15 protein-coding genes are annotated in these 18,509 nt (G+C 66.7%); 2 read left to right on the top strand and 13 right to left on the bottom strand.

What is annotated here, in order from left to right:
- Positions 1–89 precede the first annotated feature (89 nt).
- Together htpG and htpX are read right to left on the bottom strand one after the other, a co-directional pair.
- Positions 90–1,955, bottom strand: coding sequence for a molecular chaperone HtpG (gene htpG, locus J2T07_RS12480; RefSeq protein ID WP_306850396.1), 1,866 nt, complete (start codon positions 1,953–1,955; stop codon positions 90–92).
- A 181-nt stretch (positions 1,956–2,136) separates the two neighbouring features.
- Positions 2,137–3,027 carry a protease HtpX gene (htpX, locus tag J2T07_RS12475; protein WP_306850394.1) on the bottom strand — a complete coding sequence of 297 codons (891 nt, stop codon included), beginning with the start codon at positions 3,025–3,027 and terminating at the stop codon, positions 2,137–2,139.
- Between the two features lie 196 nt (positions 3,028–3,223).
- On the opposite strand from htpX, the gene gluQRS reads away from it, so the two are divergent.
- Positions 3,224–4,105: a tRNA glutamyl-Q(34) synthetase GluQRS gene (gene gluQRS, locus J2T07_RS12470; protein ID WP_306850393.1), complete on the top strand. Its 882-nt coding sequence runs from the start codon at positions 3,224–3,226 to the stop codon at positions 4,103–4,105.
- Positions 4,106–4,162: 57 nt separating this feature from the next.
- Complete coding sequence (gene phbB, locus J2T07_RS12465) at positions 4,163–4,903, top strand: acetoacetyl-CoA reductase (protein ID WP_306850686.1); 741 nt, start codon at positions 4,163–4,165, stop codon at positions 4,901–4,903.
- A 3-nt stretch (positions 4,904–4,906) separates the two neighbouring features.
- On the opposite strand, the gene J2T07_RS12460 is transcribed toward phbB, so the two are convergent.
- The 11 genes from J2T07_RS12460 to J2T07_RS12410 form a co-directional block, all read right to left on the bottom strand.
- Complete coding sequence (locus tag J2T07_RS12460; RefSeq protein WP_306850391.1) at positions 4,907–6,013, bottom strand: catalase family protein; 1,107 nt, start codon at positions 6,011–6,013, stop codon at positions 4,907–4,909.
- A 68-nt stretch (positions 6,014–6,081) separates the two neighbouring features.
- Positions 6,082–7,746 carry a ShlB/FhaC/HecB family hemolysin secretion/activation protein gene (locus J2T07_RS12455; RefSeq protein WP_306850390.1) on the bottom strand — a complete coding sequence of 555 codons (1,665 nt, stop codon included), beginning with the start codon at positions 7,744–7,746 and terminating at the stop codon, positions 6,082–6,084.
- Between the two features lie 101 nt (positions 7,747–7,847).
- The gene (locus tag J2T07_RS12450; RefSeq protein ID WP_306850388.1) at positions 7,848–9,356 is read right to left on the bottom strand and encodes a collagen-like triple helix repeat-containing protein; all 1,509 of its coding nucleotides are present in this window, start codon (positions 9,354–9,356) and stop codon (positions 7,848–7,850) included.
- Between the two features lie 304 nt (positions 9,357–9,660).
- The gene (locus J2T07_RS12445; RefSeq protein ID WP_306850386.1) at positions 9,661–9,966 is read right to left on the bottom strand and encodes an STAS domain-containing protein; all 306 of its coding nucleotides are present in this window, start codon (positions 9,964–9,966) and stop codon (positions 9,661–9,663) included.
- 11 nt (positions 9,967–9,977) lie between these two features.
- Positions 9,978–11,156, bottom strand: a complete 1,179-nt coding sequence (locus J2T07_RS12440) for a methyl-accepting chemotaxis protein (RefSeq protein ID WP_306850385.1) — start codon at positions 11,154–11,156, stop codon at positions 9,978–9,980.
- A 16-nt stretch (positions 11,157–11,172) separates the two neighbouring features.
- Positions 11,173–12,270, bottom strand: coding sequence for a protein-glutamate methylesterase/protein-glutamine glutaminase (locus J2T07_RS12435; RefSeq protein WP_306850685.1), 1,098 nt, complete (start codon positions 12,268–12,270; stop codon positions 11,173–11,175).
- An 84-nt stretch (positions 12,271–12,354) separates the two neighbouring features.
- Positions 12,355–13,014: a chemoreceptor glutamine deamidase CheD gene (gene cheD / locus J2T07_RS12430; protein ID WP_306850384.1), complete on the bottom strand. Its 660-nt coding sequence runs from the start codon at positions 13,012–13,014 to the stop codon at positions 12,355–12,357.
- Positions 13,011–13,886: a CheR family methyltransferase gene (locus tag J2T07_RS12425; RefSeq protein WP_306850383.1), complete on the bottom strand. Its 876-nt coding sequence runs from the start codon at positions 13,884–13,886 to the stop codon at positions 13,011–13,013. The genes cheD and J2T07_RS12425 overlap by 4 nt, the downstream gene beginning before the upstream one ends.
- 3 nt (positions 13,887–13,889) lie before the next feature.
- Positions 13,890–15,602 (bottom strand): methyl-accepting chemotaxis protein, encoded by a 1,713-nt coding sequence (locus J2T07_RS12420; RefSeq protein ID WP_306850382.1) that lies wholly within the window; start codon positions 15,600–15,602, stop codon positions 13,890–13,892.
- Between the two features lie 84 nt (positions 15,603–15,686).
- Positions 15,687–16,208 carry a chemotaxis protein CheW gene (locus J2T07_RS12415; RefSeq protein ID WP_306850381.1) on the bottom strand — a complete coding sequence of 174 codons (522 nt, stop codon included), beginning with the start codon at positions 16,206–16,208 and terminating at the stop codon, positions 15,687–15,689.
- A 319-nt stretch (positions 16,209–16,527) separates the two neighbouring features.
- Positions 16,528–18,492, bottom strand: coding sequence for a chemotaxis protein CheA (locus J2T07_RS12410; RefSeq protein WP_306850380.1), 1,965 nt, complete (start codon positions 18,490–18,492; stop codon positions 16,528–16,530).
- Positions 18,493–18,509 lie beyond the last annotated feature (17 nt).

Genomic DNA, 18,509 nt, shown 5'->3' with positions numbered 1-18,509 from the left:
TCCAGAATTCCCACCAAGCCATCCGGGACTGGCCTGGTGGGAATCTCGGCTGTCTGGTGGGAGCCGACCCTGTCGGCGATTCGCTGCGACTAGCCCAGCAACACCCGGTTCATCCGCTGCACGAAGGCCGCCGGATCAGCCAGCTGCGCACCCGCCGTGATCTCCGCCTGCTCGAGCAACAATCCCGCGATATCGCCAGCCTTCGCGTCGTCACCCTCGCCGGCCAGCCGCTTCACCAGCGGATGCTCCGGATTGAGTTCCAGCACCGGCTTCGACTCGGGTACGTCCTGACCGGCTTCGCGCAACAGGCGTGCGAGGTGCGGGGCCAGGTCGAAGTCGGCCAGTGCCAGGCACGACGGCGAATCGGTGAGGCGCGCCGAGACGCGCACGTCGCCCACGCGATCGCCGAGCAGCTTCTTCGTGCGTTCCAGCAACGGCGCGGCCTCGACGGCGGCCGCTTCCTGCTTCGCCTTGTCGGCTTCGTCGAGCGGGAATTCGCCCTTGGCGACGTTACGCAGGCGCTTGCCTTCGTATTCCGTCAGGTAGCCGAGCATCCACTCGTCCACGCGATCGGACATCAGGAGGACCTCGATGCCCTTGGCCTTCAGCGCTTCGAGTTGTGGACTGCCGGCAGCGGCTGCGTAGCTGTCGGCGGTGACATACCAGATCGTGTCCTGGCCCACCGCCATGCGGCCGATGTAGTCGTCGAACGAAACCGTCTTCGCCGCGCCGTCGCCCTTCGTGGAAGCGAAGCGCAGCAGCTTGGCGATGCGTTCGCGGTTCGCCGTGTCCTCGACGATACCTTCCTTCAGCGTGTTGCCGAAGCCGGCAAGGAACGTGGCGAACTTCTCCGGCTCGTCGCGCGAAATTTTCTCGAGCAGGTCGAGCACGCGCTTCACGCAGGCGGTCTTGATCCGCTCGAGTTGGCGATTCTGCTGGAGAATTTCGCGGCTCACGTTGAGCGGCAGGTCGTCGGCATCGACGACGCCGCGGACAAAGCGGAGGTAGTTCGGCAGGAGCTCTTCGGCCGCGTCCATGATGAAAACGCGCTTGATGTAGAGCTTCAACCCCTTGCGCTCGTCGCGGCCACCCATCATCAGGTCGAACGGCGGTTGCTCCGGCACGTAGAGCAGCGTCGTGTAGCTCTGGTTGCCCTCGACGCGGTTATGCGTCCAGGCCAGGGCATCGTTGAAGTCGTGGCCCAACGCCTTGTAGAAGTTCTGGTATTCCTCGTCCGTGATCTCGCTCTTGGGACGGGACCACAACGCGGAGGCCGAATTGATCGTCGTCCATTCGGTCGGGTCCGGCTTGCCGTCCTTTTCGGCGGGCATGCGGATCGGGAAGGCCACGTGGTCGGAATACTTGGTGATCGCGCTGCGCAACGTCCAGGACTTGAGGAACTCGTCCTCGTCGGCCTTCAGGTGCAGCACCACCGTGGTGCCGCGCTCGGTGACGTTGGTGTCTTCGAGGCTGTACTCGCCCTTGCCGTCGCTTTCCCAGCGAACGCCCTCGACCGCGGGCAGGCCGGCACGGCGCGTGATCACCGTGACCTTGTCGGCCACGACGAAGGCGGAGTAGAAGCCCACGCCGAACTGGCCGATCAGGCGGGCATCGGCCTTCTGTTCGCCGGAAAGGGCTTCCAGGTAACGCCGGGTGCCGGAGCTGGCGATCGTGCCGATATTGGCGACGACCTCGTCCCGGCTCATGCCGATGCCGTTGTCGCGGACGCTGATGGTTCGCGCCTCCGGATCCCAGCTGACCTGGATGCGCAGGTCGGCATCGCCATCGGTGAGGCTGGGATCGGCCAGCGCTTCGAATCGCAGCTTGTCGCAGGCGTCGGAGGCGTTGGAGATCAGCTCGCGAAGGAAAATTTCCTTGTGCGAGTAGAGGGAATGGGTGACCAGGTGCAGGACCTGGGCGACTTCGGCTTCGAACTTACGGGTTTCCTGGCTCACGGTGCCGTTCCTTCAGGGTGGGACAGACACCGGATTATGTGGGCGGGGCGGGGCCGAAAAAAGGGTGGATCGTCGCCTGAATCGCCGACAGGGTCGGCTCCCACCAAGCAGGCCGCGGCTCCGTCCGGGATGCGGTGTACCGCTCTGGTGGGAGCCGCCCCTGTCGGCGATTCGGCTAGCCTCAGCGCCCGTTCTGCAACGCGGCGATCCGCTCCTCGATCGGCGGGTGGCTCATGAACAGGCGCTTGAGGCCCGTGGCCAGGTGCCCGGAAATGCCGAAGGCCTGGATCGTCTGCGGGAGCGTCGTGTCGCCATGGTTGGCCGACAGCCGCTGCAGGGCCGAGATCATCGAGGCACGGCCCGCCAGGCTGGCGCCCGCCGCGTCGGCCCGGAACTCGCGCCAGCGCGAGAACCACATGACGATGATCGAGGCGAACAGGCCGAACACGATCTGCAGGACCATCACCACCACGAAGTAGCCCATGCCGCCCTCGCCGTCGCGATCGCGGCCACCGCTCAGCCAACTGTCGACGACACGGCCGACGATGCGGGCCAGCACGATCACCAGGGTATTGAGGACGCCCTGGATGAGGGTCAGGGTGACCATGTCGCCATTGGCGACGTGGCCGATCTCATGGCCGAGCACGGCCGAGACCTGCTCGCGGTCCATCTGCTGGAGCAATCCGGTGCTCACCGCCACCAGGGCTTTGTTACGGCTCATGCCGGTGGCGAAAGCGTTCATTTCCGGGGCGTCGTACACCGCTACCTCGGGCATGCCGATGCCGGCCTTCTCGGCGTGACGGCGCACCGTCTCGAGCAGCCAGCGTTCGGACTCGTTGCGCGGCTCGGTGATGACCTTGGCGCCAGTGGACATCTTCGCCATCCACTTGGAGATGGCTAGGGACACGAAGGCGCCGCCCATGCCGAACACGGAGGCGAAGACGATCAGCCCGCCGATACCCATGCCGCGCTGGGCGGCCCACTGGTCGATTCCCAGTACATGGCAGACGCTGGTGAGCAGGACGATGACCGCGAGGTTGGTCGCGACGAACAAAGCGATACGTTTGAACATGGCTAGTCTCTCTCATGGCGGCTGGCGTATGGCGCCGCCTGGTACAAGTTTTCGGGGCGAACGCTGAACATTCAATGCCGGAGGCCCCGGCTCCCAACGGAAAGCCGTCCCGATGCGGGCGGCCGGACACCGGCATCGCCTAAACTGTGCGCCCGGCGCCGTACGGCCAATGAGAAACCTCTCAACCCGCTTCCCGATGACACGCCAACGCTACCGCGGACGCTTCGCACCCTCCCCCACCGGCGCCCTGCATTTCGGCTCGCTCGTGGCCGCCGTGGGCAGCTGGCTGGTCGCGCGCCGCGCGGGCGGCGAATGGCTCGTGCGCATCGAAGACATCGATCCGCCACGCGAGGTTCCCGGATCGGCCGCCGCGATCCTTTCCGCCCTGGATGCCTTCGGCTTGCCGCCCGACCAGCCACCGGTCTACCAGTCGCTCAGGGGCGGCCTGTATGAAGCGGCGTTCGAAAGGCTCCGCCGGGACGGGCACGTGTTCCCTTGCTGGTGCAGCAGGGCCGACCTCGCCGCCCACGGAGGCATCCACCGCGACGGCCATTGCGTCGCGCCGGCCGATCCCTCGCGCCCCCCGGCATGGCGGCTGCGCGCTCCCGATCTCACGATCCGATGGCAGGACGACCTCCAGGGCCCCCAGGAGGAAAACCTGCGCGAGGTGGCTGGCGATTTCGTGATCCGCCGCGTGGAAGGCTTATGGTCCTATCAGCTGGCCTGTGTGGTCGACGACGGCGAACAAGGCGTGACCCACGTGGTACGCGGCGCCGACCTGCTCGAGTCGACGGCCCGGCAAATCCACCTGCAATGCCTGCTCGGGCTGCCGCGTCCGGGCTACCTGCACCTGCCCCTGGTTCTCGACGCCGAGGGACGGAAACTGTCCAAGTCGACGGCAGCGCAACCCGTCGACCCGGCCGATCCGCTGCCGGCGCTGCGCAGGGCGCTTGGACGGCTAGGCGTCGACGTGGCCGCCGAAGCGGCCGATCCGGCCAGCCTCCTGCGCGAGGCTCTGAACGAATTCGAACCTGCGGCGCTACGCCGCAGTAGCCTTACCACTACCCCGACGTTATAACAATCGTTTGCCCGGATGACGGGCCATCACAGGAATCAGGCGAGGATGAAGCAAGGCATCACGCAGCGCACGGCACTGGTGACCGGCGGCACGGGCGGCATCGGTACGGCGATCGTGCGTTACCTTGCCCGACAGGGTCACCGGGTCGCCACCAACTACCGCGACGAGGCCCGCGCCGCCGCCTGGCGCGAAGACATGATCCGCGACGGAATCGACGTGGTGATGGTGCCGGGTGACGTCTCCGACCCCGTCTCGGCGGAAGCCATGATCCGCGCGGTGGAAGACCTCGCCGGGCCGGTGGAAATCCTGGTCAACAATGCCGGCATCACCCGCGACACCACCTTCCACAAGATGGATTACCAGCAGTGGACCGAGGTGGTGAACACCAACCTCAACGCCTGCTTCAATGTCACCCGTCCGGTGATCGAAGGCATGCGCTCCCGGCAATGGGGACGCATCGTCCAGATAAGCTCGATCAACGGGCAGAAGGGCCAGTACGGCCAGGCCAACTACGCGGCGGCCAAGGCGGGCGTGCATGGCTTCACCATTTCTCTCGCGCAGGAAAACGCCCGTTTCGGCATCACCGTGAACACCGTCTCGCCGGGCTATGTCGGCACCGACCTGGTGATGGCCGTGCCCGAGGACATCCGCGCGAAGATCGTGGCGCAGATACCTGTCGGCAGGCTGGGCAGACCCGAGGAGATCGCGCATGCCGTGGCCTTCCTCACCGCCGAGGAATCCAGCTGGATCACCGGGTCCAATCTCGCCATCAACGGCGGGCACTACATGGGCTGGTAAGCCCTATATCCGCAGATCGGCGATGGAACGCGGCTCGCGGATCGTCATCCCATTGTGGTGCGCACGGAACCGCGCCATCACCTTGTACGCCACGCGGCGCGCACGCATCACCGAACCGAGCGGACGGTGCGCGGCGATGCCGTGCCAGGGACTGAAAGCCAGTCCGTCGTCGATTGCGGCACGCCGTACGGCATTCCATGCGGGCTGCGGCGGCAGCACGATGCGCGCAACGTCGATGTAGGGACTCCTCTCCTCCGGCCATGCCACCGATGCATCCTCGATCGGCATGGTTTCCGGGTCCGTGCAGAACTGCACGCGCACCTCCCATTCGCCGCCCTGGCCGGCGAAATACTCCACCATCGCCTCGCGCAACCCATTGCGCTTGCCGTCGAGGTCGAGCTCGGCGTCGGTCAGCGCGGTGAGGTTCGGCGAGTGCGGCGCGATGGACAGCTTCACCACGTAGTCGCCGAAGCGCAGCGGCGCCTGGCTGTAATACGTGTCGCCCAGCGGATGGCTCTCCGGTTGACCACCCAGGGCGAGCAAGGTGGCACTCCTCCCGCCGAACGCCTCGATCACGCGTTCGGTACCGCGAAGCACGACCGATAACGCCTTCTTGGCCCCTTCCGCGCGATCGGTCGTCGCCGCGACGAATTTCAGCGAACTGGCGAAGCGCCTGGCGTTCGGCGCGGAGAAGACCGGGCCGTTGACCAGGACGAAGTCCTGGGTCACGTCACCATCGCTGCCGGGCAGGCGTTCTCCTTCCACGCCGATGATCTTTACCGCCATCCCACGCGGCGTGGAGACACTGTCGTCGAGGATGTCGCCCGGAACCGTCGACAGGCGCATGACCAGCGGATAACGCCCCTCCCGCGCGAAGATGCCCTGGGCCAGTTCCCGTGGCAGGTCACCGGGCACGATCAGCTCCCCGGTGAGCAAGGCGTGGCTCTTCGCATGCACGGAGCGGTGCGCGTGCTTGTCGTGTTCCAGCGTCGTCCGGTTGATGCGGGTGAGGGTCTCGACCAATTGCTCGACGGTTTCGGCCTCGTCCGGCTCGACGCGCTCCAGCGCCTCGTCGAAACGGATCGGCGGCGGATGGAGGGACAGGGGCATGGCGGGGCTCGGCGCGGCTGGGTCGCACGATCTTCGCCCCGCTGTCGTGAAGGCTCGGTGGGTGGCCGTTACATGAGCTTGTAGCTGAAGGTGAGGTTCCAGCGCATATCCCGGTCGTTGCTCTCCGGCGGCTTGTCGCCCGTCGGCCAGGCCAGGGCGAAATCGATGGAATAGTGCTTGCTGTCCGAAGCACGCACGCCGACAGCCGCGGAATCCAACCGGTCGATGAGCGGCCGGGCCCCGTTGAGGTAGACGCGCGCCGTCTGGTACGCCAGGTACGGCACGACCGACTTGATCCACTTCGTCCCGGACACGAAACTCCGGTTCAGTTCCGCCGAGACCGCCCAGCCACTGTCGCCGGCGGCATCGCCGGGATCGTACGCGTAGGCGAAGCTTTGCCCGCCGAAGTTGATCTGCTCCGTCGATGGCAGCGCGTCGTCGCTGTATTGGCCGGTCGCGCGCAGCACCGTACCGAGGCGATGCGCCCACTGCGCCGACCAGGCCAGGTTCGCGGTGTAGCGGGTAAAAGACACGTCCGGCATGGCGATCCCGAGCGCGCCGACGTTACTCAGCGCGCGCGAGTACGCGCCCAGCCCGTCGAATCCGTGCGCGACCGCGAAGCTGAACTGGCGCGAACTCTTTTCACCCACCTTCAGCCAGGACACTTCGGTATTGAGCACACGCACGCTCGACTGCAAGGCGAGCATCACGCCCGTATCGAGATTGCGATAGCGATCGTCCTGCCGCGACGCGTAGATACCCATCGTGAGGTTGACCCGACGCGTATTGCTCAAGACCAACGGATAGATGGTCGACAGCGCGAGCCGCTCTTGCGTCAACCGGTGATCGATGTAGGAGGGCAATTGCTCGTCGGTGTCGGGCTGGCCCCAGTAGCGGCTGGCATCCACCCTGCCCTGCCAGCCACGCGAACCGATCGGCTGGAGATATGCCGCCGAATAAAGGCGCTGGCCTCCGCCGTTGGGGAACAGTGTGGAAACACTCAGTTGTTCGCCGAGCGGTGTCGCACCGTTCTCGAGGACGGAAAGTACGCCCTGCACGCCAGGATGGTTGAAGTCGAGGCCATAGGTCAGGTCGTAGCGTTGCCGCTTCACGTCCAGGTCGAGCTTCGTTGCACCGTCGGTCGTCGTGGGGGGAGCGACGTTCGCCGCGACCTTCAGTCCGGGCAGCTGGCCGAGCAACTGCGTGTAGCGCTCGAATGTATCCTGGCGCAACGGGCGCTCGCCGACGACATGCGCGGCCATCGCGCGGATGCGTGCATCGAGGTTACCCGCATCCCCACGTACGTCCACGCTGGCGACGTAGCCTTCCACGACCTGGATCTTCACCACGCCACCCGCGAACGTCTGGTTCGGCACGAAGGCGAACGACAAGGCGTAGCCGCGGGTCTTGTACATGGCGGTGACGCGATCGGCCGCGGCGATCAGCTCGCCCACGGTCGTGTCCTTGCCACGCATCGGCGCGAACACCGCGGCTACCTCGGCGAACGGGATCGACTTCACCCCGGTCACGTCGAAGCGCGAGGGTGTCAGGTGCTTGGCGAGCAAGGCTTCGAGCGCCCGGCTGGGGGCCTGCACATTGACCTTCACCGAAGGCGCCTGTTGCGGCGTCTCCGTGCGTGGAAGGGTCTGCAAGGGATTGGCGGGGGCGCGTACCTGCGCCTGCGAGGAACATACGACGGTCATGCCCAGAAGGCAGCCGAACCATCGATTCATGGACTCTCCCTGGTGACTGACTCAGCGCGGGCGGCCGCCTCGCGCACATGCCCGAAGGCCGCGGCGGACGATGCGTTCGCACCGCCCGCCGCCGCTGCGCCTTAGCGGCGCTTACCGAACAGACCCTTCAAGGTCCCGCCAGCATCGGCGTCGGTGGTACCACCGATCGCGCCGCCCGTCAGGCCACCGACCAGTCCACCCACCACGCCACCGACGGTGTTGGTCACGCCCGTGACCACACCACCCAACGCGGCCGTGCCGCCCGTGCTTCCGCCGCTGGTCGTGCCGGTACCCGTAGCACCGGCGACACCGTTGACGACCGTGCTGACCGCACCGGTAACACCGGACAGCGCTCCACCCGAATCGACCGCCGCGGTCGCGCCGTTACCGATCGTCGTCACGGCACCGCCCAGCGTCGTGGTCAATGGCGCCAGCGGCGCGAGCGTGCCGGAACCAACGCCGGACACCGTGCCACCCAGTGCCGCGACGGTTCCCGTCGCGCCTGCCAACGTCGTGCCTACCGTGTCGCCCGCGCCAGGCGCCGCGGTGCCGAGGCCGGACGACAAGCCCGTGCTCAACGGTGCGAGTGCCCCGCCCGCGCTTTCCACCGTGCCGCCGAGGGTCGAAGTGAGCCCACCCAGCTGACCGGGAACCGGTGCGCTGGCCAGGCTCGCGCCCAGGCTCGATATCCCCTCGCTCGTACCGCCGACCAGGCTGCCCGAGGCGTTGCCTGCTGCCGCGATCAGGTTGCTCGATGAGATCGGTGACGTACTGTCGCCCAAGGCACCCGCGATCGGCGTCACCGCATCGCTGAGGGCCTGCGTCAACGAGTTCGCCGCGGACGAATCGAGCGCACCATCCAGCGTGCCGCCGATTTGTTCCACACCGGAGCCGACGAACGACACGGTGCTCCCCAGGGCGCTCGTGATCGGGGTGATCGGCGTGCCCGCACCCACGGTGCTCACGCCACCGCCGAGGTCGTTCACCGCGCCACCCACCTGGGTGACGACATTGCCGAGGCTGTCGGTGGTCGTACCGATGGGATCGGAGATGTTGCCGATCTGACCGAGGCCATCGCTGATGCCGTCGCCCAGCGTGGTCACGGCGCCGCCCAGACCGTCGACGGCGCTGCCGAGGCCGTCCGTGAGCCCGCTCGTGCCACCGAGGATGGTCGTCGAGGGCAATTGGGTGCCGATGCCAGACACCGCACCGCCAATGGCGGAAACGATGTTGCCGGCGCCCGTGGCGATCGTGCCTACGGCATTGCTCGGCGCGGGCGTGCCACCGGTGCCACCACCGTCCCCGCCGCCATCACCACCGCCACCACCGCCGGTTCCACCACCACCGCCTGTGCCACCACCGGTTCCTCCGGTACCGCCGCCGGTGCCACCCGTGCCACCCCCGGTCCCGCCGGTTCCGCCCCCCGTTCCCCCGGTGCCATCGCCGCCACCGTCCGTGCCACCCGCACCGCCCGGGTTCACCGTGCTGCCCGATCCGCCCGACCGGGTGGACCCATGGCCGCTACAGGCCGTGATGGATACCGACGCGGCGAGGATGCAGCTCGCCAACAAGGTACGGGTAAGGACCTTCGTGAATTTCTGCTCGCTCATGATCACTCCTTGGGCGCATGCGCCTTGGGTAGTGCCCCCTGCCATATGGGAGCCGAACGTCGACTGTGACCCGCGTCACACCCGTGCTCATGAGACGCCCAGACGGCCCCCGTCATGTACGCAAAAGCGGCAGTCCGGCGACCTTCCGCCATGACTTTTCGGCAAAAAAGCGGTGTGGTGGGAGCCGACCCTGTCGGCGATCCCACGGCAGCGGGGTCGCCGACAGGGTCGGTTCCCACCGGAAGAAAAAAACGCCCCGGCGAACCGGGGCGTTCCGTGAAACCGTATCGGTCGAAATGCCGCTTCAGTGCACGGTGAAAAGCTTGTCGAAGCCCGCGATACGCAGGGTGTTGCGCAGGTCGGCGCCGGCATTGACGATGCGGATCTCGGCGCGGTCGCCGCCGGCGTGCTCTCGCAGCAGCATGAGCATGCCCAGCGCCGAACTATCCATGCCGGTGACCTGTTCCAGGTCCAGCACGTAGCTGCGCGCCGGGCTGACCTCGCCCAGGCAGGCATCGTGGAAGGCGCGATGGATCGAGAAGTCGAAGCGCTCGCCCAGATGAAGGGTGAGGCAGCCCTGTTCGGTATCGTGATGCACGTTGATGGCCATGGATGCTTTCCTCAGAACAGATCGATATCGCCGGCAGCCATGGACTGCTGGAGGGCGGGACCGCGCGAGCGCAGGCGGGCACGCTCACGCTGCTCGGCCAGGCGGGAACGGACGCGCTGGGCGCGGGCGCCGAGTTCGCTGGCGTCGGCGGGCGCGCAAGCCAGTTCCTCGATGTCGCGGGTGCAGTCGGCGGTGATTTCCTGGAGCTCGACCAGACGCGAGCGGGTCTGGTGCAGCAACTGGCTGAGGATGTCCTCGAACTGCAGGGAACGGATCGTCGTGGAGACGTCGTTGCCCAGGCCACGGTTGATCGAGGCGGCTTCATCGGCCGCCGCGCTGGTGCGGGCGTTGGACTCGGTGATGGTCGCCATCATCTCGTCGATGCCGCCCTTGGCGGACAGCGCCACGTTCATGTCCTGCGACGCCATGTGGCCGACCAGTTCGCGCAGCTGCTCCATCGCAGTGCGCGAACGCTCCACGTGCGTGCCGATCTTCTCGTTGAACTGGTTGCTGTGCTGGGCGAGGTTGCGGATCTCGCCCGCCACCACCGCGAAACCGCGGCCGGACTCACCGGCGCGCGCGGCCTCGATCGCCGCGTTCAGCGCCAGCAGGTTGGTCTCTTCCGCGATCGTGTTGACGTTCTTCAACAGCGCGAACACGGCGTCCATCTCCTTCGCCATGCCGTCGATGCGGTAGACGATGCGCAGGCTCTCGCGCGACAGCTGCACGATCAGGCCCACGAAGTGCTCGAGCAGGCCAGCCGTGCGGTCGGCGAAATCCTGCACCGAAATGCCCTTGCCACCGCCTTCGATGATTTCACTGAGCAGCTTCTGCTGCTTGCCGGTCTTGTGCGACAGGCCGTTGAAACCGCCGCCCAGTTCAGCGACGGCATCGCGCAGCAGGTCGAGCGCCTGGTTGAGCTCGCGGCTGGCATGGCCGAGTTCGTCGACGATGGCGCTACGGACGTCTTCCATCGCTTCGCGCACCGACGCCTCGTCGCTGGCGTGGCTGCTCAGCACCACTTCCACCTCGGGCACGGGGGCCGAACGCAAGCTGATCGCGATCCAGGTCGCGGTCAGGAGGGCCACCACGACCGGGGCGACCCAGACCGAATGGAACACCAGGACCAGGACCAGCGCGATCGCACTGGCGGTGAAGCCGACGGAGTGCTCGTTCTTGGGGATCAACATGATGACATCTCGTTGTTCAGGTGCCGACGCGGGCGGCGGCGGGCACGGGGGTATGGGCAAGCGCGAGCAGGCGCGCGGCAATGGCGTCTAGCGGCAACATCTCACTGGCGGCGCCCGCCTTCCACGCGGCGCCGGGCATGCCCCAGACGACGGAACTGGCTTCGTCCTGGACCAGGGTCGAGGCACCGATTTCCTTGAGCTCGCCAAGACCGCGCGCACCGTCGTCGCCCATGCCGGTCAGCAGGCAACCGATGGTGGCGGCGCCGACGCTGGCCGCCATGGAGCGAAACAGCACGTCCACAGCCGGCTTGTGCCGGTTCACGGGCGGACCGTCATGCAAGCGGCAAACGTGGCGCGCGCCATCCCACATCACCAGCAGGTGCTGGCTTCCGGGAGCGATGTACGCATGGCCCGGCTGGATGGGCTGGCCGTCGCGTGCCTCGCACACGCGCATCGCCGAGCATGAATCCATGCGTGCGGCGAACGGGCCGCTGAACGCCGCCGGGATGTGCTGGGTGATGACGATGGGCGGTGCCGTGGGCGGCATGGCTTCGAGCACGACACGGATGGCCTCCGTGCCACCGGTGGACGCGCCGATCGCGATGATCCGCGTGCCGCCACGACTGCCCGCCGTCTGTGCGCGCGGCAGCACCGCATCCGCGGAGAATCGCGGTGCGACGTCGAGCCTGGCCACCGCGGTGCGCTCACGCGGCTTGGCACCGGCCGCCAAACGCACCTTGGCGCAGATCTCGGGCGCGTGCTCCATGAAGGTGTTGGCCAGGTCGGCGGCGGGCTTGGTGAAGAAGTCCACCGCCCCCAGCTCCAGTGCGCGAAGCGTGACATCGGCACCTCGCTCGGTCAGCGTCGACACCATCACCACCGGCATCGGCCGCAGGCGCATCAGGTTCTCAAGGAAGGTCAGGCCATCCATGCGCGGCATCTCGACGTCCAGCGTGAGCACGTCGGGATTGAGCTGCTTGATCTTGTCGCGGGCGATCAGCGGGTCCGCGGCGGTACCGACCACCTCGATGCCCGGATCGGACTCGAGCATGGTCGACAGCACCTTACGTACCAGGGCCGAATCGTCGACGATGAGAACGCGTACTTTCTGCATGGGCTCTTGCAACTCGGTGGTGAAACGTCCGTGCCGGCACGCCGAACGGAAATCGATGATGAGGCGAGGCCCCGACGGCATGCGTCAGAACAGCTCCACCTCTCCCTTTATCGGATCGTCGGCCAATCGCTTGAGGTATCGCCTCTCGCGATCGGCCAGGCTATGGTCGTGGGTGGAACGCAACTGGCGTACGCGGACCTTGCCGCTCACCGGGAAGAACTGCACCTGGCGCGGGTAGATGTCGCCCACGTCGGCCGCGCACAGCTTCAGCTTCTCCGTGGCGATATAGCGCTGCACGAAGGCGATGTTGCGCTGGCCGATGTCGGTCATGGTGGCCAGCACGCGGCCACCGCCGAAGATCTTCACCTCGAGGTCGTCGCGCTTGCCGCCTGCCTTGAGGATCGCGTTGATCAGCTGCTCCATGGCGTCGTTGCCGTAGCGCGCGGCGCGGCCAACGGTGGAACTCCAGCTGTCGCGCTCGCCCGCCGGCTCGGGCAGCATGAAGTGGTTCATGCCACCGATACGGCGCCGCACGTCGCGCACGCACGCCGACACGCAGGAACCCAGCACCGTGGAAATCATTTCTTCCTGGGTACTGACGTAATACTCGCCCGGCAGGATCTTCACCGTGACCACTTCCTGCGCCGGATCCCAGAACCGGCGCACGTGCTCGAAGCCCGGCAGCACGCTCTTCGGGTCGAAACCCGCAAAGGTTCGTGGTTGTACGACGAACGTGTCGCTCATGTACGCTTCCGGTAGACCGTCCGGCCGATCAGGTCGAAGTCCTCGGACAGTCCGTACATGGATTCCGAGTGACCGAGGAACAGGTAGCCGCGGCTTTCCAGCATGCCGGCATAACGGGAAAACAGGCGCTGCTTGGTCGGCTTGTCGAAGTAGATGACGACGTTGCGGCAGAAGATCGCGTCGAACCGGCCTTGCATCGGCCACTCGTGCAGCAGGTTCAACGGCTGGATGGAGACCAGCTCGCGCAGGCGCGGATGCACCAGCGCATAGCCGTCGTAGGCACCTTCACCACGCAGGAACCAACGCTTGCGCCGGGCATCGCTGACGCCGCCAAGGCGGTCGATCGCGTACATGCCCTTGCGCGCGGCCTCGAGGGCCTGCGGTGAGAGGTCGGTGGCGAGGATCTTCGCATCGACGTTGGCACCGGTGCGCTCGAGCGCCTCGGCGAGCACCATCGCGATGGCATACGGTTCTTCACCCGTGGAGCAACCCGCGGACCAGATGCGCAGGCGGCCGCCGCCGCGCTTTTCCTCCAGCCAGCGTGGCAGGAGCTCGTCCACGAGCATGTCGTAGTGGTGCATCTCGCGGAAGAACGAGGTGACGTTCGTGCTGATGCAGCTGGCCAGTTCGCCGAGTTCGGACGCGGGATCGCGGCGCAGCAGGTCGCAGTAGCCGGCGAAGCCGGAGAGGCCCAGCGCGCGAAGCCGGCGGAGCAGGCGCCCCTGGACCAGCTGGCGCTTGTGTTCGCCGAGCGAGATACCGCAGTGCTGCAGCACGAACTCGCGGAGGAAGGTGAATTCGGCTTCGCCGAGGCTAGGCCCCGTCGCGCTCGCCAGCCCGACGGTATCGCCGTTGTTGACGAGCGCGCTCATCGATCAGAACTCCTTCCACGCACCGGCGTCGGCGGACTCCGCCGGACGCGGTGCACGCGGCGCCGGGGCGCTGCGCACGGCGGCGAACACGGTTTCCATCTCTTCCTTGGCCACGTCCTTGCGGACGCCCTTGCCTGCCGCCTTGGCGGAGGCCTGGCCGGCGATCTGGAAGAAGGCGACCTGGCGGCTGAGCTCGGTGGCCTGCTCATGCATGGCACGCGCGGCGGCGGCCGATTCCTCGACCAGCGCGGCGTTCTGCTGGGTCATCTCGTCCATCTGCAGCACGGCGTGGTTCACCTGGTCGATGCCGGCGGACTGCTCGGAGCTGGCGGCGGCGATCTCGGCGACGATGTCGGTCACCTTCTTCACGCTCTCGACGATCTCGGCCAGGGCCTTGCCCGACTGGTCGACCAGTTCGGAACCCGTCTTGACCTTGCTCGCGCTGTCGTTGATGAGGCCCTTGATCTCCTTGGCGGCGTTGGCCGAGCGGCCGGCGAGGTTGCGCACCTCGGTCGCCACGACGGCGAAGCCGCGGCCCTGCTCGCCCGCACGCGCCGCTTCCACTGCCGCATTGAGCGCCAGCAGGTTGGTCTGGAAGGCGATCTCGTCGATGAGGCTGACGATGTCGGAAATCTTCTTGCTCGAGCTGTTGATCTCGCGCATGGCGACGACCGTCTGCGCGACCACTTCACCACCACGCTCGGCCTGCTCACGCGCGCCACGGGCCAGTTGGTTGGCGTGGCTGGCGTTCTCGGCGTTCTGCTTCACCGTGGAGGTCATCTCCTCCATCGACGAAGCGGTTTCCTCCAGGCTGGAGGCCTGCTCCTGGGTGCGCTGCGAGAGGTCGTCGTTGCCGCGCGAGATCTGCTGCGCGGCGGTGCTGACCGAACCGGACCCATGGCGCACTTCCGAGACGATGGCACTGAGGCGCTCGTCCATCGCACGGAATGCGGACTGCAACTGGCCGAGCTCGTCGTTGCGGGTGACCTGGATGTCATGACCCAGCTTGCCTTCGGCGATCTGGTGCGCGACGTCCACCGTCTGTGCAAGGGTACGGATGATCGACCGGATCACCAGCACGGCGATCAACAGGCAGATGAACAGGCCGATGGCCAGCGACGTGATGCTGAGTGCGCGGACGGTCTTGTACTGTGCGCTCTCCTTGGCGTAGATGGCTGCCGCTTCGTCGCGCTTGGCTTCGACCAGCTTGGTCAACTGGTTCTGGCGGTCCATCAGCAATGGGCGCACCTGGAGTTCGAGCACATCGGAAGCGCCCTGATCCCCCTGGTTCAGCGCGTCGATCATGTCGGACTTCGCCTGATCATAGTCCGTGTTCGTCGACTGCCACTTGTCGTAGAGCTTCTTGACGTCGGCGGACATCGGAACCTTCAGGAACTCCACCTTGGTGGCATTCATGTCGGCCTGGTACTTCTGGAACTCGGCGACTTTCTGCTTCACCTGGTCGGGATTGCCGACCTTCGCAGCGGCTTCACCCAGCACGATGAAGGACATCAGCGAGTTCGTGTTGATGCGGGTCAGCATCTCCGAAGGAACGAGTTCCTCCTGATAGATCTGGCGCATGCCTTCGTTCTGGAAGTGCATCGCACCCAGGCCGACGGCCGCGCCGCCCAGGAGCATGAGCGTGAGCAAACCGAGTACGCCGTAGAGACGGCCGCGGACGGTCAGGGCGGGAACTTTGAACTTGAACTTCTTCATCACGATTCCAATCGGCAAAGTGCGGCAAAGGCAAACCGGGCATCACATGCCGGCTGGCCCGTGGCCGCCGGCGCGTTCGTAGGCTCAGGCGACGGCTTTCACTTCCGGCGAGGCCAGGGCGACCTCGAGCATCTGGGCGTCTTGCGGTTGCAACAGGCGATCCACGTCGAGCAGCAGCACCATGCGCTCGCCGACGGAGGTCAGGCCCTTGAGGTATTCGGTGTCCACCGTGGTGCCCATATCGGGAACCGGACGAACCGCACCCGGCAGCACGTCGATCACGTCGGAGACCGCGTCGACCACGACGCCGAACTGCCGCCCGGCGACCATCACGATCACGCAGACGGTGGTGGCGGTGTATTCCTCGGAGGCCAGGCCGAAGCGCAGGCGAAGGTCCAGCACGGGGACGATGGCGCCACGGAGGTTGAGCACGCCCAGCACATAGGGCGGCGCCTGCGGAATGCGCGTGACCGGTGTCCAGCCACGGATCTCGCGAACGGCGAGGATATCGACGCCGTATTCCTCGCTGCCGAGGTTGACGGTGAGGTACTGCGCGGCCTCGTCGGACGCATCGGTAGCGGTGGCGTAGCTGGCTTGCTGGTTCATGTCGTTCCCACGGCGGATCGGATCGGCGGTTCGGGACCCCTTCCCCAGGGGTATCGGCCGCTGCCGCGGGGACTTGAGGGCGAAGTACGCCGGATTTGGCAAGAGCCCAAGCCACCGGCAGGAGCGCCAAGAGGCGAGCCGACTCCCGCAGGGAGCCTCGTTCTGGAGGGAACCTTGCTCTGGCAGAAACCTTGCTCTGGTGGGAGCCGACTTTGTCGGCGATCCCGCGGCAGCGGGCCAGGTTTCGGCAAGCACCCATCGCCGACAAAGTCGGCTCCCACAAGGCCGGCTCCCACCTCAAACAGCCAGCACAGCTGGCTCAAGCAGCCTTGCGCCGCCCCTGCATGCGAACCAGCCCCGTCACATCCGCGATCAACGCGACCGAGCCGTCGGCCAGGATGGTCGCACCGGAAATCCCGGCCACCCGGCGGTAATTGGCCTCCAGCGACTTCACCACCGCCTGCTGCTGCCCGATCAACTCATCGACGAACAGGCCGATACGCGTGCCCTCGCCTTCCACCACGATGACGATACCCTCGTCGAGGGCACGCCGGCGTCCCGCACAACCGAAGACATCGAACAGGCGGACGATCGGCAACCAGTGCTCGCGGAAACGGAACAGTTCGCCACCACCGGCCACGCTGCGGACGGCATCCGGCTTCACCTGCACGGATTCGACGATCGAGACCAGCGGCACGATATAGGTCTCCTCGCCCACCGCGGCGGTGAGGCCGTCGATGATCGCGAGGGTGAGCGGCAAGGTGATCGTGAACGTCGTGCCACTGCCCTGCACGCTGCGGATGCCGACGGTACCGCCCAGATCCATGACGTTGCGGCGGACCACGTCCATGCCCACGCCACGGCCGGAAAGATCGGTGGTGGCGGCGGCGGTGGAGAACCCCGCCTCGAAGATGAGGTCGGCCACGGCGTCGTCGGACATGCCCTCGCCCGAGGCGATGATGCCGCGCTGGATGGCCTTGGCCACGATGGCGTCGCGGTTCAGGCCCGCGCCGTCGTCAGCCACTTCCACCACGATGGAGCCGCCGCGATGGAAGGCCTCCATGCGCAGCGTGCCGGTGTCGCCCTTGCCCGATGCGAGGCGCTTCGAGGGGACTTCCAGGCCGTGATCGATGGCGTTCCGCACCAGGTGGACCAGCGGATCGCCGATCTTCTCCAGCACGGTCTTGTCCAGTTCGGTGGTCTCGCCACGGAGGTCGAGCACGACCTTCTTGTCGAGCTTCTGCGCCAGGTCGCGGACCAGGCGCGGGAAACGGTTGAACACCGTGCTGATCGGCAGCATGCGGATGCTCATGACGCTTTCCTGCAACTCACGCGTATGGCGCCCGAGCTGGGCGAGGCCATGGCGGAGCATTTCCAGCTGCGATGCGTCCACGCCGTCGTGGAACTGGCTGAGCATCGACTGCGTGATGACCAGCTCGCCGACGAGATTGATCAGGGTGTCGATCTTCTCGATGCCGACGCGGACCGAGCTGGATTCGCTGTTGGCGGCCGGCTCGCGCACGGCGCGTGGCGGCGCGGCCGCGGCCGGTGCGGCGGCGACCGGTGCCGGCGCGGCGATACGCGGCGTCAGCGTGAGGTCGCAGTCGCCGTCCACCCAGTCGAACACGCCCTCGACAGCCGCACGCGTGGCACCGGCATCGAGGCGGAGCGTCCAGCCGAGGTAGGACGACGAGGCGTCCATGTCGGCCAGTGGGGGAAGCTTGCTGGCGTCGCATTCGACGCCCAGTGGGCCGAGGGCGGCGAGTTCGCGGAACATGCGTGCCGGGTCGTTGCCGGTCTTCAGCAGGTAGTCGAACGGACGGAAGGCGATGTCCCAGCCTTCGATCGCTTCGGCGGGTGCGGCGGCCTTCGCGGCCACCGGCGCGGCGGAACCACCGGACACCATGGCCGACAACTCGGCCAGCAAGGCCTGGCTCTCGGCGGTGGCCGCCGGCTGGCCCGCCATCGACAACGCCAGCATGTCGCGCACGGTGTCGCCCGAGCGGAGCAGCAGCTCCACCACGGCCTTTTCCATCGGACGGCGGCCACTGCGGACCTCGTCCATCAGGTTTTCCGCCACGTGTGTGAAGGCGGCCACGTCGGTGAAGCCGAACGTCGCCGCACCGCCCTTGATCGAATGGGCGGCGCGGAACACGACATTGATCAGTTCCGGATCGTCGGCGCCCTCGTCCAGCGCGAGGAGGGCCTGCTCCATGGCGTCGAGACCGTCGAGGCTCTCTTCGTGGAACGCCTTGTGGAATTGCGCCAGATCGACTTTGGACATGGGTGGACCCTGGATTG

The sequence above is a fragment of the Luteibacter jiangsuensis genome (assembly GCF_030812295.1).
Classification (GTDB): Bacteria; Pseudomonadota; Gammaproteobacteria; order Xanthomonadales; family Rhodanobacteraceae; genus Luteibacter; species Luteibacter jiangsuensis_A.
This window is presented reverse-complemented; position numbering and strand designations above follow the sequence as displayed.

Bases quoted from the DNA above. Each gene is read 5' to 3' on its own strand.
- J2T07_RS12440 (WP_306850385.1), bottom strand. From the start codon at position 11,156: ATGTTGATCCCCAAGAACGAGCACTCCGTCGGCTTCACCGCCAGTGCG.
- J2T07_RS12415 (WP_306850381.1), bottom strand. From the start codon at position 16,208: ATGAACCAGCAAGCCAGCTACGCCACCGCTACCGATGCGTCCGACGAG.
- J2T07_RS12420 (WP_306850382.1), bottom strand. From the start codon at position 15,602: ATGAAGAAGTTCAAGTTCAAAGTTCCCGCCCTGACCGTCCGCGGCCGT.
- J2T07_RS12450 (WP_306850388.1), bottom strand. From the start codon at position 9,356: ATGAGCGAGCAGAAATTCACGAAGGTCCTTACCCGTACCTTGTTGGCG.
- cheD (WP_306850384.1), bottom strand. From the start codon at position 13,014: ATGAGCGACACGTTCGTCGTACAACCACGAACCTTTGCGGGTTTCGAC.
- J2T07_RS12455 (WP_306850390.1), bottom strand. From the start codon at position 7,746: ATGAATCGATGGTTCGGCTGCCTTCTGGGCATGACCGTCGTATGTTCC.
- htpX (WP_306850394.1), bottom strand. From the start codon at position 3,027: ATGTTCAAACGTATCGCTTTGTTCGTCGCGACCAACCTCGCGGTCATC.
- J2T07_RS12435 (WP_306850685.1), bottom strand. From the start codon at position 12,270: ATGCAGAAAGTACGCGTTCTCATCGTCGACGATTCGGCCCTGGTACGT.
- J2T07_RS12460 (WP_306850391.1), bottom strand. From the start codon at position 6,013: ATGCCCCTGTCCCTCCATCCGCCGCCGATCCGTTTCGACGAGGCGCTG.
- J2T07_RS12425 (WP_306850383.1), bottom strand. From the start codon at position 13,886: ATGAGCGCGCTCGTCAACAACGGCGATACCGTCGGGCTGGCGAGCGCG.
- gluQRS (WP_306850393.1), top strand. From the start codon at position 3,224: ATGACACGCCAACGCTACCGCGGACGCTTCGCACCCTCCCCCACCGGC.
- J2T07_RS12410 (WP_306850380.1), bottom strand. From the start codon at position 18,492: ATGTCCAAAGTCGATCTGGCGCAATTCCACAAGGCGTTCCACGAAGAG.
- J2T07_RS12445 (WP_306850386.1), bottom strand. From the start codon at position 9,966: ATGGCCATCAACGTGCATCACGATACCGAACAGGGCTGCCTCACCCTT.